Below are 15317 nucleotides of genomic sequence, written 5' to 3'. Positions count from 1 at the left end.
CCGGTAATTCACTCTGTTCAGTTGCCAAGAAGGCCGTAACCATGGACATCACCAAGATCCCCGTCGGCAAGAACGCGCCCTGGGACATCAACGTCGTCATCGAGATCCCGCAGGGCGGCCAGCCCGTGAAGTACGAGCTGGACAAGGATAGCGGCGCGCTCTACGTCGATCGTTTCCTGCACACGGCGATGTTCTATCCGGCCAATTACGGCTTCGTCCCGCACACGCTGGCGCTGGATGGCGATCCGATCGACGTGATGGTGGTGGGTACGACCCCCGTGGTCCCCGGCGTCGTCCTGCGCTCCCGCCCCATCGGCGTGCTGATCATGGAAGATGACGCGGGCATGGATGAGAAGATCCTGGCCGTGCCGGTGGACAAGCTGCATCCGTTCTACAAGGACATCACCAGCTACCGTCAGCTGCCGCAGATCCTGGTCGAGCAGATCGCCCACTTCTTCGAGCACTATAAGGACCTGGAACATGGCAAGTGGGTCCGCATCGTCCGCTGGGACGAGGCGGATGTGGCCGCCAAGCTGATCCAGGAAAGCATTGAGCGGGCTGCTGCCCAGGGCTGATACAAAAACCGTGTCGGTTGGAAAAAAGGCCACGCCGGTTCAGCCCGGCGTGGCCTTTTTGTTGTCGTTCTGTCCGCAATGCCGGCATGGTTTGGTTTCCATACGGAACAAAGGGGGGAGACATAGGATGACCGATTACGGTAGGCACAGAAGCAACAGTTCCCTGCGCATGATCGTGGTGATCTGCAATCTGCTGACCATTGTCGGGTTCGGCCTGATCGGCGTCATCATCGCCTACCTGAAGCGGGGCGAGGCCTATGGCACGATGTGGGAAACGCACATCACTTATATCATTCGCACCTTCTGGATGGGGGTGGTGGGGATCGTGGTTGCAGCCCTGACCAGTTTCATCGGCATCGGTATCCTGCTGGGTTTCGTGGTGGCCCTCTGGTGGCTGGTCCGGTCCATCGTCGGCCTGCTGCGCGCCATTGACGACCGGCCGATCCTCAATCCGGAAACCTGGTGGATCTGATCGCTGTTTCCGGGTGAATGATTGACCCATGTCATCGCCCGCCCATGGTCGTGGTTTATGGTGACCGCCGTTTGCGGCATGCTGCCGTGACGCGTGATCCCGGACGCCAGGAGCCGCCATGACCATCCGTAATCTGAACAGCCTGTTCAAGCCCGCCTCCGTCGCCCTGATCGGGGCCAGCCGGCGGGACAAGTCGGTGGGCAAGGTGGTGGCCCGCAACCTGTTCAATGCCGGGTTCGACGGGCCGATCATGCCCGTCAATCCGCGCGAACGCTCGATTGAGGGGGTGCTGGCCTATCCGTCGGTCTCCGACCTGCCCATCACCCCGGAACTGGCTGTCATCGCCACCCCGCCCGCCACCGTGCCGGGCCTGATCGCCGAACTGGGTGCGCGCGGCACCAAGGCCGCCGTGATCATCACCGCCGGCTTCGCTGAAATGGGGGAGGAGGGCCGCAAGCTTCAGCAGGCGGTGCTGGACGCCGCCCGCCCGCATCTTCTGCGTATCATCGGGCCGAACTGCCTGGGCATCATGGTGCCCGGCCAGGGGCTGAATGCCAGCTTCTGCCATGTGCCGCCGCTGAAAGGTGATATCGCCCTGGTGGCGCAGTCGGGCGCGGTGGTCACCTCCATCGTCGATTGGGCCACACCGCGTGGCATCGGCTTCTCCCACCTGATCTCGCTGGGTTCCAAGGCCGATGTCGATTTTGGCGACATGCTGGATTATCTGGGGCAGGACGGGTCGGTGCGGGCCATCCTGCTTTATGTGGAGGCCATCACCTCTGCGCGCAAATTCATGTCGGCGGCCCGCACCGCCGCGCGTGCGAAGCCCGTGATCGTCATCAAGGCGGGCCGCAGCGAGGAAGGGTCGCGCGCTGCCAGTTCGCATACCGGCGCCCTGGCTGGCGCCGACGCCGTCTATGACGCCGCCTTCCGCCGTGCCGGCATGCTGCGCGTGGGTGAGCTGGACGAGCTGTTCGCGGCGGTGGAAACGCTTGCCACCGGCGTGCAGATCGGCGGCGACCGGCTGGCCATCCTCACCAATGGCGGTGGGGTGGGCGTGCTGGCCACCGATACCCTGATCGCCGGCGGCGGGCGGCTGGCGCAATTGTCGCCGGAAACGCTGGCCCAGCTGGACAAGGTGCTGCCGCCGACCTGGAGCCATGGCAACCCCGTGGACATTATCGGCGACGCGGATGGCAGGCGCTATGCCGACGCCCTGAAAATCGTGATGGCGGACAAGAATATCGACGCCGTCCTGGTCATGAATTGTCCCACGGCGGTGGCCGACGGCGCCGACGCTGCCCAGGCCGTGGCCGATATCGTGCGGGAACAGAACAGCCGGGCCGGCGGTGGCCGCCGCCTGCCGGTGCTGGGCTGCTGGCTGGGGGAGCAGCAGGCGGCCCCGTCGCGCCGTCTTCTGGACCAGTCACGCATCCCGCATTACCAGACGCCGAACCAGGCCATCCGCGCCTTCCTGCATCTGGTGCAGTATCGCCGCAACCAGGAACTGTTGATGGAAACGCCGGTCAGCGCGCCGGAACAGTTCGATGTGGATATGGGGGCCGTGCGCCCCGTCATTGATACCGCGCTGGCCGACGGGCGCGGCTGGCTGTCGGAGTTTGAGGCGAAGGAGGTCCTGCGCGCCTATGGCATTCCGTGCGTCCAGACCGTCACCGCCGCCGCCCCGGCAGAGGCGGAACGGGCGGCCAAGCGGCTGGGCGGGCGTATCGCGCTGAAAATCCTGTCGCCCGACATCACGCATAAATCCGACCTGGGCGGCGTCTCGCTGAACCTGCTGCCAACGCAGGTCTGGGCGGAGGCGGAGGCCATGCTGGAACGTATCCGCACCGCCATGCCCGACGCCCGGATCGAGGGTTTCACGGTACAGGAAATGGCGCACCGGCCCGGCGCGCAGGAACTGATCCTGGGCATGGTGGATGATCCGCTGTTCGGGCCGGTCATCCTGTTCGGGGCCGGTGGCGTGGCGGTGGAGGTGCTGGACGACAAGGCCCTGGCCCTGGCGCCGTTGAACCTGAACCTGGCGCGCGACGCCATGGCCCGCACCCGTATCCATAAGCTGTTGCAGGGTTTCCGCCACATGGCGCGGGCCGACCTGGACGCCGTGGCCCTGACCATGACCAAGGTCAGCCAGCTGATCACCGATTTCCCGGAAATCGCGGAGCTGGATATCAACCCGCTCTATGCCGATGAGGCCGGCGTGCTGGCCCTGGATGCCCGCATCAAGGTGACGCCGCTGACCGAGCGGTCGCTAAAACGGCTGGCCATCCGCGCCTACCCCAAGAAGCTGGAACATACGCTGACCTTGCGGTCGGGCCGCGAATTCCTGGTCCGGCCCATAAGGCCGGAGGATGAGCCGGCGATCCATGACATGATCGCGGCCACCAGCGTGGAGGATATGCGCCTGCGCTTCTTCGCGCCCATGCGCCGCCTGTCGCATCAGATGGCGGCCCGCCTGACCCAGATCGACTATGACCGCGAAATGGCCCTGGTCGCCATCCCGCAGGATTTGAGCGACCCGGACAAGCCCGGCCCCATCTTCGGCGTGGTCCGCATCACCGCCGACCCGGACAATGAGCGGGCCGAATATGCCGTGCTGGTCCGGTCCGACATGAAGGGCAAGGGCCTGGGCTCCCGCCTGATGAAAGAAATCCTGGCCTATGCCGACAGCCGGGGCATCCAGGAGGTGTTTGGCGAGGTCCTACGCGAAAATGCCGGCATGCTGGGCCTGTGCCGCGACCTGGGCTTCACTTTCCATGACAGCCAAGACGATCACGGGATCGTGGAGGTCAGCTACCGGTTCAAGCGCTGATCGCTAATCCGCGCTACGCTCCATCCCATGCTTGAAATTGTAGCGCGGATTAGGCGTAGCCGTAATCCGCGGAACCACCCCGCCGCCAAAGCATACCGGCAATATTCCTTCGTGCATTGACCCCGATGCTTGCCGAAAAGCATAAGCGAGGCAGGTTTCTTGGGGCGGGATGATTGCCATGGGTGCGTTGTTGGCGGGTTCGCAGGATCTGGGTTCGGCGCGGCGGCTGATCGTGAAGATCGGGTCGGCCCTGATGGTCGATCCCGACACCCACAAAATCCGCACCGAATGGCTGGATACCGTGGCCGACGATGTCGCCGCCCTGCGCGCACGCGGGGTGGAGGTGGTGATCGTCACCTCCGGTGCCGTTGCCTGCGGGCGGGAGCATCTGGGTCTGGTGGGCCGTCCCCTGCGGCTGGAGGAAAAACAGGCCGCCGCCGCGACGGGGCAAATTCGTCTGGCGCACGCCTATCAGGAAACGCTGGCCCGCCATGGCATCACCGTCGCGCAGGTGCTGCTGACCCTGGACGATACGGAGGATCGCCGCCGCCACCTGAATGGCCGCGCCACCATTGAAACCCTGCTGAAACTGGGTGCGGTGCCGGTCATCAACGAGAATGACACGGTGGCCACCGCCGAAATCCGCTTTGGCGATAATGACCGGCTGGCCGCCCGCGTGGCGCAGATGATCAGCGCCGATACGTTGATCCTGCTGTCTGACATTGACGGGCTCTACACCGCCGATCCGCGCAAGGACCCGGACGCAAAGCACATCCCCATCGTCCAGGAAATCACGCCGGAGATTGTGGGCATGGCCGGTGAGCCGCCGCCGGGTTACAGCAGCGGCGGCATGGTGACCAAGATCGTGGCTGGGCGCATCGCGCTGTCCGCTGGCTGCCGCATGGCCATCGCCATGGGCAAGCGCCCCAATCCGCTGTCGGCCCTGCTGACGCCGGTGGACCAGGGCGGAGCGCTGGCCACCTGGTTCGTGCCAGGGTCGGAGCCGCGCACGGCCCGCAAGCGTTGGATCGCGGGCAGCCTGAAGCCGCTGGGCACCCTGGCGCTGGATGCTGGTGCCGTCGCCGCCCTCCTGAAGGGCGGGTCGCTGTTGCCCGCCGGGGTGCGTGGGGTGGAAGGAGAGTTTGAACGCGGCGATCTGGTCCTGATCCAGGGACCGGACGGGCGCACCGTCGGGCGCGGCCTGTCGGCCTATGGCGCTGCTGACGCCCGCGCCATCGCCGGGCGGCGCAGTGCGGAGATCGAGGCCGTCCTGGGCTATCGCGGTCGGGACGAGATGGTGCATCGCGACGATCTGGTGCTGGGGTAAGGGAGGCGGGGTTACCCTCACCCTTGTGTGTGGAGATTCGTGATTAAGTAGGTGTTGTCGGGGTTGGGGCGCGCCCCCCCCCCCCCGACAGCGGCTGTCCGACCGTTCACCCTTAGATGCCCTTCGTTTTGGCTGCGAACCATCGTATGGGAGCCTGGTCAGCACCGTTTTTCGCCCCACCCGAACAGTTGCCCGGGCATACGACGCCCGTACAGGCAAGGCAGGGAGACGCGGATTATGGCACTTTCTCTGATGTTTGTCGGCATCGACGTTTCAAAGGCATGGCTTGATATCTGGTTTGACGCGGAGAAACGGTTCGAGCGTTTCAGCAATGACGAAGCAGGCTGGTCGGGCCTGATCGGGCATCTTGCAGCGGGTCCTGGCCCGTTGTCGGGGGTTGTGGTTGCTTTTGAGGCGAGCGGTCACCACGAACTCGGGGTGCGTCGCCGGTTGCTGGAGGCGGGGCTTGACGTGCGGCGGGTCAATCCGTTGCGCGTGCGCCTTTATGCTCGCAGCCTTGGCCGGTTAGCCAAGAACGACCGGATTGATGCGCGGATCATCGCCCGATATGCCCAGGCAGCGGAGATCCATCCGGAGACCCTCGACCCCGCGCGCGAGGCGTTGGCCGAACTGGTGAGCCACCGGACACGGCTGGTGGCGGAGAGGACGGCCAACACCAATCAGACCGGCATGACACGCAACCCGGTGCTGCGCGAGCAGAACACCCAGCGCCTGTCCCTGATCAACCGGCAGATCAAGGCCACGGAGGCGCTGATCCTCCAGACCCTGCCGATACTCGACGGGGCCGCGGAGAAGCTGGCATTGCTCAAGTCCGTCAAAGGGGTCAAGCAGGTGGTGGCCACCACCTTGCTGGCCTTGCTACCCGAACTCGGCACCCTCAACCGACGCGCCATCGCCGCCCTGGTCGGCGTGGCTCCTTTCGACCGTGACAGCGGGGCCGGAAAGGGAAAACGAGCCATCGCCGGCGGTCGAGCCCCCGTGCGTACCGCTCTCTACATGGCCGCCCGCGCCGCAGCTCGAAGCAAATCCACCCTCGGGGAATTCTACCAACGCATGCTTCAAAACGGCAAATCCAAGAAAGTTGCCACAGTCGCACTCATGCGAAAAATCATTGTGACTCTCAACGCTATCCTGCGTGACCGCAAAACTTGGAAACAAGCTCCATCCTAAAACAACACAGTTGCTCCCATTGGCTGGCGCCAACGGGCCCCTCCCTCTCCCACCTTCGTGGGCGAGGGGTGAAAGTTAAGTCCCTCGCCCGCTTGCGGGAGAGGGAGGGTGAGGGTGCAACCCATGCCTTCCCCTCGCCAACCAGGCCCCCTGGCGTTATGATCCCCGCGCCCTGAACTCGGAGCCCTGAATGACCGACACCGCCCCCACGGCAGCCCTGCTGATCATCGGCAATGAGATTCTGTCCGGCCGGACCCAGGATGCCAACATGGCCTTCATCGCCAAGCATCTGGGGACGCTGGGCATCCGGTTCCGGGAAGCGCGCGTGGTGCCGGATGAAGAGGCGGAGATCGTGGCGGCGGTGAATGCGCTGCGCACCCGTTACACCTATGTCTTCACGACGGGCGGTATCGGCCCCACCCATGATGACATCACGGCGGAATGCATCGCCAAGGCCTTCGACCTGCCCCTGATCCGCAATCCGGAGGCTGTGCGCCGGCTGGAGCTTCATTATGCCGGCACCGGCATGTTGAACGAGGCGCGGCTGCGCATGGCCAACACGCCGGAAGGGGCGATCCTGATCGACAACCCCGTCTCCACCGCTCCCGGCTTTCAGATCGGCAATGTCTTCGTTATGGCCGGCGTGCCCATGATCATGCAGGCCATGCTGACCGGTATCGGTGACCGGCTGGTGGGCGGGCCGGTGGTGAAGACCAAGTCGGTGGCCTCTGCCATCCCGGAGGGCAGCTTCGCCGACACGCTGCGCGCCATCGCCGCCGATTATCCCGGCGTCGATATCGGCTCCTACCCCGCCTTCCGGCAGGGCAAGGTCTCCACCGCCCTGGTCCTGCGCTGCACCGACCCGGCCCTGCTGGAAACGGTGACGGCGCTGGTGGCCGACATGCTGCGCGGTCTAGGCGGCGATCCGATCATCATGGACGGGTATGGGGATCAATAGGCCGGCATAGTCGTCTTGGGTGAGGGTGGCCTATGATCAGGGTTCCGCGCCGTACGATGCTTGGAACGATATTGGCCGCCGCCGCAACGGGCCTGCCGGCGCAAGCCCTGGCAAGAACCTTGACCTGTGGAGTTATGGAGGCACCGCCCTGGCATTTGCCGGAGGACCCTCAACAGGGAATTGCCAACGAGGTGATCGCGGATCTGTCCCGGCATAGCGGCTTTGACATTCAAAGCCGGCCCGGCCCGCCGATCCGCCTGATCATGGGCATCAAGTCCGGTCAACTTGACCTGATCATCTTCTTCGAACTGCCGGAATTGCGGGGCGCTGCGGTACCCGTTGGTATCTTCGGCTATGCCGACATGGGGTTGGTCACAAGACCGGGCCTACGTCCGCAATCCCCGGATGACCTGGCGGAATGCCGTATTGGCGTGCTGCGCGGGAATAATCGGAAGGATGTTACGGACAAGCTGCCACCCTCGGTTACGCTGGTGGAGCTTCGCGACCTTTCCCTGGGGCTATCCATGATCATGGGCGGGCGGCTGGACGCGCTGATCGGCACCCGCTTGGCCCTGGGCTGGCATCTGAAGCAGGGCGGATTCAGACCGGAAGCCGTGGGGGCCTTTTTCTCGCTGCTGCGGGAACCGATCTATCTCTATCTCAGCACGGTCCGCCAGTATGAGGATGGCACGTTGGCAAAGCTACAGGCCGGTATGCGTGGGATGGACCGTAGCCTGTCACGGGTCACCGACTATTACTGGAAGGGGGCGGGCTATGTGGACCCGCCCCCTTCCGATCCCATCAATCCGCGTAGACCCCCGCCGCCGTGATGATCGGCTTCCAGCGGTCAATCTCCGCCACCACGAAATCGCCCAGAACCTTGGGCGTGGCGCGGTCGTCGCTGACCGGCTCCGTCCCCAGTTCGTTGAAGCGCTGCTTCACGGTCGCGTCCTTCAGCGCCACTTTCAGGGCGTCGGACAGTTTCTTGGTCACGGCGTCGGGCGTGCCCTTCGGCGCATAGATGCCGTGCCAGACGGCGACCTGCACCGCCGGCAGGCCGGCTTCCTTGGTGGTCGGCAGGTCGGGCAGGGAGGGGACGCGGGTCGCCGTCGTCACGGCATAGGCCTTGATGGCCCCGCCCTTGATCTGACCCGTGGTGTTGGTGGTCTGGTCGCACATCAGGTCGACCTGACCGCCGACCAGATCATTCATGGCCGGACCTGTGCCCTTGTACGGCACGGTGGTCAGGGCGGTGCCCAGCGCCTGCATGAACAGCATGCCGCACAGATGGGACGCCGCGCCCACGCCGGCATTGGCCAGCGTCACCTTGTCCGGGTTGGCCTTCACATAGGCGACCAGTTCCTTCAGGTCCTTGGCCGGGAAATCCTTCTTGGCCACGATGGTCATGGGCACATCGGTGACCAGGCCCACGGGCGCGAAATCGGCCTTGGGATCATAGGGCAGCTTGCGATACAGGGTGGCCGCCGTCGCCTGCCCGATATGGTGCAGCAGGATGGTGTAGCCATCGGGATCGGCCTTGGCCACGCGTGCCGCCCCGATGGTGCCGCCGGCCCCGCCGACATTCTCCACGATCACCTGCTGGCCCAGCGTCTTGCTCATCGACTGCGCGACGAGGCGGGCCACCGTATCCGTCGGGCCGCCCGCCGCGAAGGGGACGACCATGGTCACGGGACGGGTCGGGTAATCCTGTGCCTGGGCCGTGCCGGCCCCGATCAGCAGGGCCGCCGCGAGGGCGATGGGTGCAAAGCGCATGGATCCTCCTGGTTTGGTCTTGTGTGATTTGTTTCGGGGACAGGGGTGGGGTCAATCCTCTTCCTGGAAAACCTCCTCGCGCCGCTTGCGCACCGAGGGCAGCAGCACGATGGCGATCAGGATCAGGGCAATGACCAGCAGGCTGGCCGACAGGGGCCGCGTGACAAAGATCGACGGATCACCGCGCGCGATCAGGAAGGACCGGCGCAGATTCTCCTCCATCAGCGGCCCCAGAACGAAGGCCAGCAGCAGGGGTGCGGGTTCAAAACCATGCTTCAGCAGGAAGTAGCCGACACCCCCGAACAGGGCGACCAGCATCACCTCCACCCCCGATGAGTTGATGGAATAGACCCCGATGCAGCAGAACATCAGGATGGCCGGGAACAGGATACGGTAGGGCACCTTCAGCAGCCGGACCCAGACGCCGACCAGCGGCAGGTTGATGATGACCAGCATGGCATTGCCGATCCACATGCTGGCGATCATGCCCCAGAATAGCGTCGGGTTCTCATTCATCACCTGCGGGCCGGGGACGATGCCCTGGATGGTCATGGCGCCGACCATCATCGCCATCACGGCATTGGGCGGAATGCCCAGGGTCAGTAGGGGGATGAAGCTGGTCTGTGCGCCGGCATTGTTGGCACTTTCCGGTCCCGCCACCCCCTCAATCGCGCCCTTGCCGAATCGCGACGGGGTCTTGGAGATTTTCTTTTCCAGCGTGTAGCTGGCATAGGGCGCCAGGACGGCCCCATTGCCGGGCAGGATACCCAGGACCGACCCGATGCCGGTGCCGCGCAGGATGGGCATGGCGCTTTGCTTGATATCGGCCCAGGTCGGCATCAGGCCCGTGATCTTGGCGCCTAGGACGGAGCGGTCGGCGGTCTTCTCCAGATTGCGCAGGATTTCCGCCACCCCGAACAGGCCCACGGCCAGGGTCGTGAAATTGATCCCCTCCGCGATCTGCGGGATGCCGAAGGTCATGCGCGGTTCGCCCGTTTCGATATCCGACCCGACACAGCCCAGCAGCAGCCCGACAATGATCATAGCCACCGCCTTCACCACCGACCCGCTGGCCAGGACCGTGGCGCCGATCAGACCCACCAGCATCAGCGCGAAATATTCCGGTGGCCCGAAATTCTGGGCAAAGGCGGCCAGTACGGGGCCGAACAGGGCCACGATGAAGGTGGCGACACAGCCCGCAAAGAATGAGCCCAGCGCCGCGATTGCCAGGGCCGGCCCGGCCCGGCCCTTTCGCGCCATCTGATGCCCGTCCAGGGTCGTGACGACGGACGAGGTTTCGCCCGGCATATTGACCAGGATGGCCGTGGTGCTGCCGCCATATTGCGCGCCGTAATAGATGCCGGCCAGCATGATCAGCGCACCCAGCGGGTCCAGGTAGAAGGTGATAGGCAGCAGGATGGCGATGGTGGCGATGGGCCCCAGGCCCGGCAACACGCCGATCAGCGTGCCGACCAGGGCGCCGATGAAGCACAGGCCCAGATTGATGGGCGTGGCCGCCGCCCCGAACCCCATGGCGAGGTTGGAAAAGACATTATCCATGGATCAGAACCTCGGCCAGAGGGGGAAGGGCAGGCCCAGGGCCAGCACGAACAGCCCGACCGCGAACAGGATCAGGGCGGCGCTGACCACCAGCAATTCCCGCCATTTCGTGTCGGACGAGGCAAACGCCGCGATCCCGAACAGCAGTGCCGACGCGATGACCAGCCCCAGTGGCCGGATGGCCAGCCCGAAGGCCAGAATGGCCCCCAGGATGGGCAGGGCCTGACGCCAATGCAACTGGTCCAGCGCCGGCCCGTCCAGCACCAATGACCGGCCCGCGATGATCACGCCCATCAGGCCCGTCAGACCGGCCAGCACGGTTGGGAAATATCCCGGCCCCATGCGCGACGCTGTGCCGAATTTCAGATCGCCGATCTGGCTGAAGGCCAGCAGGGACAGGAGGATGAGGGCGATGCCGCCCACCAGATCCTGGGGGCTACGCACACGCATTGCGGCCCTCCCCAGCATGACGGTTGAAGCCGGTCGCGGGTCGCCGCATGCGTCCATCCCTCCCCTGCTGTAACCCCCGGCTTTACCGGGTTCTCCGGGCGCCGGGTGGTGGGCTTTTCGCCATGTGTGCAGAGTAAACCGGCCATGAACAGGGCGCAATGCCCGCCCGGAAGCTTACGACCTTGGTCGTGGGGTCATCTCCGCCTCCACCTCCAGCCACAGGGCCTTGTCGGTCAGGGGCGTCTGGGCGGGCAGGTCGGGATTGGGCAGATGGAAGATGCGGGCGCCCTGGAACCGGGTCAGGGGGAAGATCATGGAGGTTGCGGGATGCTGCTCCATAAAACGGCGCAAGTCCCCGCCATAGGCCATCCGCTCCAGACCGACCCGCATGCGTTCGGCCAGTTCCGGCTGGTTAGGCGCCACGAACAGATACATGGGCAGCGGGTAGGTCAGCAGCAGCCGGTCATAGACGATGACATTCTTGTCGCCGATGGCGTCTACTTCGCCGTCAATCTCGTTCAAGGCGCGGGGAAGATAGTCGCAGCGGCCATCATGCAGGCCGGGATAGGCCATATCGATCCAGTTGAATTCCACCACCCGCAATCCCGCTGCGCGCAGCACGACCGTATCGGGCCAGTAGGAACCCTGGCAGGCCTTCAGTTGCGACAGTTCCTCCAGCTTGGTGATCTTGTCGAATTCCGCCTTGCGGTCGGCGCGGATGACCAGGGCGCGCTGTCCCGTCAGGCCCATATCCAAGGGGATGCGGATGGGGGTGACGATCCCTTCGCGCAGATTGCTGGTGGTGGTCCAGAGCAGGTCCAGCTTGTTATGCGCCAGCTGCGCCAGAAGCCGGGCCTGGGGCACATCCTCCGGTACCTTCTGCAACCGTGCGGGCCCATATTCCGCCTCCGTATCGGCCAGGATTTTCTCGATCAGATCCAGGTAATAGGAACGGACGCTGTGACCGGCGGGGGAGGCGTTATGTTCGATGCGATAGGTGCGAATCTCATTATCCGCCGCCCGGCCCTCGGACGGCGTCAGCATCACCAATGACAGCAGCAGTGCCCCTAGCCACCGCATGCAGTTCCTCCCGTTCGTCCGTTTACCGGACTTTTTGCATGCCAACGTATGACTAACAGCACACATCGGATTCGCCCAAGGGGCAAGTGGAAAACGCCACCTGTTTTCAACCGCTCGTCAAAGCGAAACCGGCGGTTACATGGTCCAGGAAGGCCCTGATCCGGGGTGACAGATGGCGTCCGGCGGGCCACAGCAGATGAAATTGTCCCGCGGCCATGACATGGTCGCCAAGCATATCCACCAGCCGCCCCGCATCCAGCAGCGGGCGGGCCACGAAGTCCGGAACGCAGGCAATGCCCAACCCATCGGCGGCCAGCATGGCGCGTGCCTGGGCTGTGCCGGCGATCCCGGCGACGGGAAGGTCGGGTGGTGGGGCGTCATCATGCGCGATCAGGGGCCAGGGTTCCGGCTTGCCCGTCACCGGGTGGCGATGGTGCAGACAGGCATGCCGGCACAGGTCCGCCGGCGTCTGCGGTCTGCCCCGTTCCGCCAGATAGGCAGGCGCCGCCACGATCTGATGACGGAAGCCACCCAGCCGCCGGCCCATCAGCCGCGAATCGGCCTGGGCGCCGGTACGGATGGCGGCGTCAAACCCCTCTTCGATCAGGTCGACCAGCCGGTCGCTGGCGTCGATCTCCAGCATGATGTCGGGATAGGTCCGCATGAAGCCGGACAGCAGCGGCAGCAATGCCGCCTCCGCCACCGCCGGGATAGCGATGCGCAGGGGGCCGGCGGGGGTGGTGCGTGCGCCGGCCAGGGCCGCCTCCGCTGCCGCCATTTCCGCCTGGATGCGCTGGCAATGGTCCAGGAACAGTTTGCCTTCTGGCGTCAGGGTGATGCTGCGGGTGGAGCGGTGGAACAGCCGCACGCCCAGCCGTTCCTCCAGCCGTGCCACCGCCTTGCCCACGGCGGAGGCAGAGACGCCCGACAGCCGCCCCGCCTCCACGAAGCTGCGCGTCTGGGCCGCCTGCATGAACAGATGAATGCCGCCGAACCGGTCCATGATCTGCTCCTATTGCGGACCAATCCGTCCGTAGTGTCGCGAACCATAGCCGGTTTTGTCCGGCCCCGCCCGCCCTTATCCTGTTGTGCAGACAAGGCACAGGAAGGGTGTGATGGAACAGGTGGTGGCGTTCATTCTGGAACTGGACCGGTTGAAGGCGGTGACGCGCAAGGTGAAACCGCTGGGCCAGGATCGGTATGAGAATTCAGCCGAACATAGCTGGCACCTCGCCATGCTGGCCCTGGCCATGGCACCCCATGCCGAACCCGGCACCGACATGGACCAGGTGATCCGCATGCTGCTGGTCCATGATATCGGGGAGATTGAGACGGGCGACACGCTGTTCTTCATCGAAGCGGGCCGGCAGGTACGCAAGGCTGCGGAGGAACAGGCGGTGGCGCGTATCCTGGGGCTGCTGCCGGACGGGCAGGGGGCGCCGCTGTTGGACCTGTGGCGGGAATTCGAGGCGGGGCAGAGCCGGGAGGCGCGGTTCGCCCAGGCCATGGACCGCGCTGCCCCCGTCCTGCTGAACCTTGCCAATAATGGCCAGAGCTGGTGGGAGAACGGGGTGCGCTATGAACAGGTGGTGTCCCGCGTCGGTCCGCCCATCGCGGCGGGGTGCCCGGCGCTTTGGGACCATATCGCAGACCGCCTGAATGCGGCCCGCGATGCGGGGTGGTTCGGGATGGGGTGAATTATACCGGCGCTCATTGAAAATGACCGCCGGAGGTCGGCGACTGCCGGCCCGGCACCCCGTGGTGCCGCAAGCCAAGCCGCCGGATGGCGGCGCCCGGCGCTTGAGGGAACAATCAACGATACTTGCCCAGTTCCATCTTGCCGATCTGGTTGCGGTGGACCTCGTCCGGGCCGTCGGCGATGCGCAGGGTACGGGCACTGGCGTAGGCCCAGGCCAGGGGGAAATCATCGCAGACGCCGCCGCCGCCATGGGCCTGGATGGCCATGTCGATGACCTGACAGGCGACGTTGGGGGCTACGACCTTGATCATGGCGATCTGGGCCTTGGCCACCTTGTTGCCCACCGTATCCATCATATGGGCTGCCTGCAGGGTCAGCAGGCGGGCCTGATCGATGGCGATGCGGGCGTCCGCAATACGTTCCAGCCAGATCGACTGCGCCGCCACCGGCTTGCCAAAGGCCACACGGCTGGAAAGCCGCTGGCACATCAGCTCCAAGGCGCGTTCGGATGCCCCGATCAGGCGCATGCAATGATGGATGCGGCCGGGACCCAGGCGGCCCTGCGCAATCTCAAACCCCCGCCCCTCCCCCAGCAGCAGGTTGCTGGCCGGCACGCGCACATTCTCAAACAGTACCTCTGAATGACCATGCGGCGCGTCGTCATAGCCGAAGACGGGCAGGGGCCGCTTGACCGTGACGCCCGGCGTATCGGTGGGGACCAGGATCATGGATTGCTGGCGATGCCGGTCGGTGCCGTCCGGGTCGGTCTTGCCCATGACGATCATGATCTTGCAGCGCGTGTCGCTGGCCCCGCTGATCCACCATTTGCGGCCATTGATCACATAATCATCGCCGTCGCGGATGATGCGGGTGGCGATGTTGGTGGCATCCGATGACGCCACCTCCGGTTCCGTCATGGCAAAGGCAGAGCGGATTTCACCGGCCAGCAGCGGTTTCAGCCAGCGTTCCTTGTGTTCTTCCGTGCCATAGCGAACCAACACTTCCATATTGCCGGTATCAGGGGCTGAGCAGTTGAACACTTCCGGCGCCCAATGGCTGCGCCCCATGATCTCGCACAGCGGTGCATATTCCAGGTTGGTCAGGCCGGCGCCCAGGTCACTTTCCGGCAGAAACAGGTTCCAGAGGCCGGCCTGTTTGGCCTTGGCCTTCAGTTCCTCCAGCAACGGCACCGGCTTCCACCGTGTCGGACCTTCGGCCACCTGCGCGGCCAGCGCCTTTTCGTTGGGGTAGATATAGGCATCCATGAAGGCCGTGACCCGCTCATGCAGGTCACGGGCGCGGGGCGACATCTCGAATATGGCGGTCATGGCGGGGGCTTTCATTCAGGTGAAGCTCCTTCCCGTCATCCCGGCGAAAGCCGGGACCCAGGGTCAGGGGCGAG

General features: G+C 64.9%; 14 protein-coding genes. 8 read left to right on the top strand and 6 right to left on the bottom strand.

Annotation, left to right across the window (positions count from 1 at the left end):
* The first annotated feature begins 41 nt into the window (after positions 1-41).
* The 7 genes from ppa to ACODSP_RS23970 all read left to right on the top strand — a co-directional run bounded on the left by ppa (position 42) and on the right by ACODSP_RS23970 (position 8183).
* On the top strand, positions 42-575 hold the full coding sequence (gene ppa / locus ACODSP_RS24000) for an inorganic diphosphatase (RefSeq protein ID WP_488968056.1): 534 nt from the start codon (positions 42-44) through the stop codon (positions 573-575).
* Between the two features lie 127 nt (positions 576-702).
* The gene (locus tag ACODSP_RS23995) at positions 703-1047 is read left to right on the top strand and encodes a DUF4870 family protein (protein ID WP_488968055.1); all 345 of its coding nucleotides are present in this window, start codon (positions 703-705) and stop codon (positions 1045-1047) included.
* A 118-nt stretch (positions 1048-1165) separates the two neighbouring features.
* The gene (locus tag ACODSP_RS23990; RefSeq protein WP_488968054.1) at positions 1166-3877 is read left to right on the top strand and encodes a bifunctional acetate--CoA ligase family protein/GNAT family N-acetyltransferase; all 2712 of its coding nucleotides are present in this window, start codon (positions 1166-1168) and stop codon (positions 3875-3877) included.
* A 178-nt stretch (positions 3878-4055) separates the two neighbouring features.
* A complete protein-coding gene (gene proB / locus ACODSP_RS23985; RefSeq protein WP_488968053.1) occupies positions 4056-5204 on the top strand; it encodes a glutamate 5-kinase in 1149 nt (382 codons plus the stop codon).
* Positions 5205-5441: 237 nt separating this feature from the next.
* Positions 5442-6395, top strand: coding sequence for an IS110 family transposase (locus tag ACODSP_RS23980; RefSeq protein WP_488968052.1), 954 nt, complete (start codon positions 5442-5444; stop codon positions 6393-6395).
* A gap of 190 nt (positions 6396-6585) precedes the next feature.
* On the top strand, positions 6586-7353 hold the full coding sequence (locus ACODSP_RS23975) for a competence/damage-inducible protein A (RefSeq protein WP_488968051.1): 768 nt from the start codon (positions 6586-6588) through the stop codon (positions 7351-7353).
* Positions 7354-7544: 191 nt separating this feature from the next.
* Complete coding sequence (locus ACODSP_RS23970; protein ID WP_488968050.1) at positions 7545-8183, top strand: substrate-binding periplasmic protein; 639 nt, start codon at positions 7545-7547, stop codon at positions 8181-8183.
* On the opposite strand, the gene ACODSP_RS23965 is transcribed toward ACODSP_RS23970, so the two are convergent.
* The 5 genes from ACODSP_RS23965 to ACODSP_RS23945 form a co-directional block, all read right to left on the bottom strand.
* Positions 8155-9126 (bottom strand): tripartite tricarboxylate transporter substrate binding protein BugD, encoded by a 972-nt coding sequence (locus tag ACODSP_RS23965; RefSeq protein ID WP_488968049.1) that lies wholly within the window; start codon positions 9124-9126, stop codon positions 8155-8157. The genes ACODSP_RS23970 and ACODSP_RS23965 overlap by 29 nt on opposite strands.
* 51 nt (positions 9127-9177) lie before the next feature.
* Positions 9178-10686 carry a tripartite tricarboxylate transporter permease gene (locus tag ACODSP_RS23960; RefSeq protein WP_488968048.1) on the bottom strand — a complete coding sequence of 503 codons (1509 nt, stop codon included), beginning with the start codon at positions 10684-10686 and terminating at the stop codon, positions 9178-9180.
* Between the two features lie 3 nt (positions 10687-10689).
* Positions 10690-11136 carry a tripartite tricarboxylate transporter TctB family protein gene (locus ACODSP_RS23955; protein ID WP_054169439.1) on the bottom strand — a complete coding sequence of 149 codons (447 nt, stop codon included), beginning with the start codon at positions 11134-11136 and terminating at the stop codon, positions 10690-10692.
* 174 nt (positions 11137-11310) lie between these two features.
* Positions 11311-12216, bottom strand: a complete 906-nt coding sequence (locus tag ACODSP_RS23950) for a hypothetical protein (protein WP_488968047.1) — start codon at positions 12214-12216, stop codon at positions 11311-11313.
* A gap of 106 nt (positions 12217-12322) precedes the next feature.
* The gene (locus tag ACODSP_RS23945; protein ID WP_488968046.1) at positions 12323-13219 is read right to left on the bottom strand and encodes a LysR family transcriptional regulator; all 897 of its coding nucleotides are present in this window, start codon (positions 13217-13219) and stop codon (positions 12323-12325) included.
* Between the two features lie 112 nt (positions 13220-13331).
* On the opposite strand from ACODSP_RS23945, the gene ACODSP_RS23940 reads away from it, so the two are divergent.
* Positions 13332-13913 (top strand): HD domain-containing protein, encoded by a 582-nt coding sequence (locus ACODSP_RS23940; protein ID WP_488968045.1) that lies wholly within the window; start codon positions 13332-13334, stop codon positions 13911-13913.
* A 115-nt stretch (positions 13914-14028) separates the two neighbouring features.
* Here ACODSP_RS23940 and ACODSP_RS23935 read toward each other — a convergent pair whose 3' ends face one another.
* Complete coding sequence (locus ACODSP_RS23935; RefSeq protein WP_488968044.1) at positions 14029-15243, bottom strand: acyl-CoA dehydrogenase family protein; 1215 nt, start codon at positions 15241-15243, stop codon at positions 14029-14031.
* Between the last annotated feature and the right edge of the window lie 74 nt (positions 15244-15317).

This window comes from Niveispirillum sp. FG156 (assembly GCF_057809555.1).
Note: the sequence above shows the minus strand (reverse complement) of the source record. Positions and strands in the feature narration are given on the sequence as shown.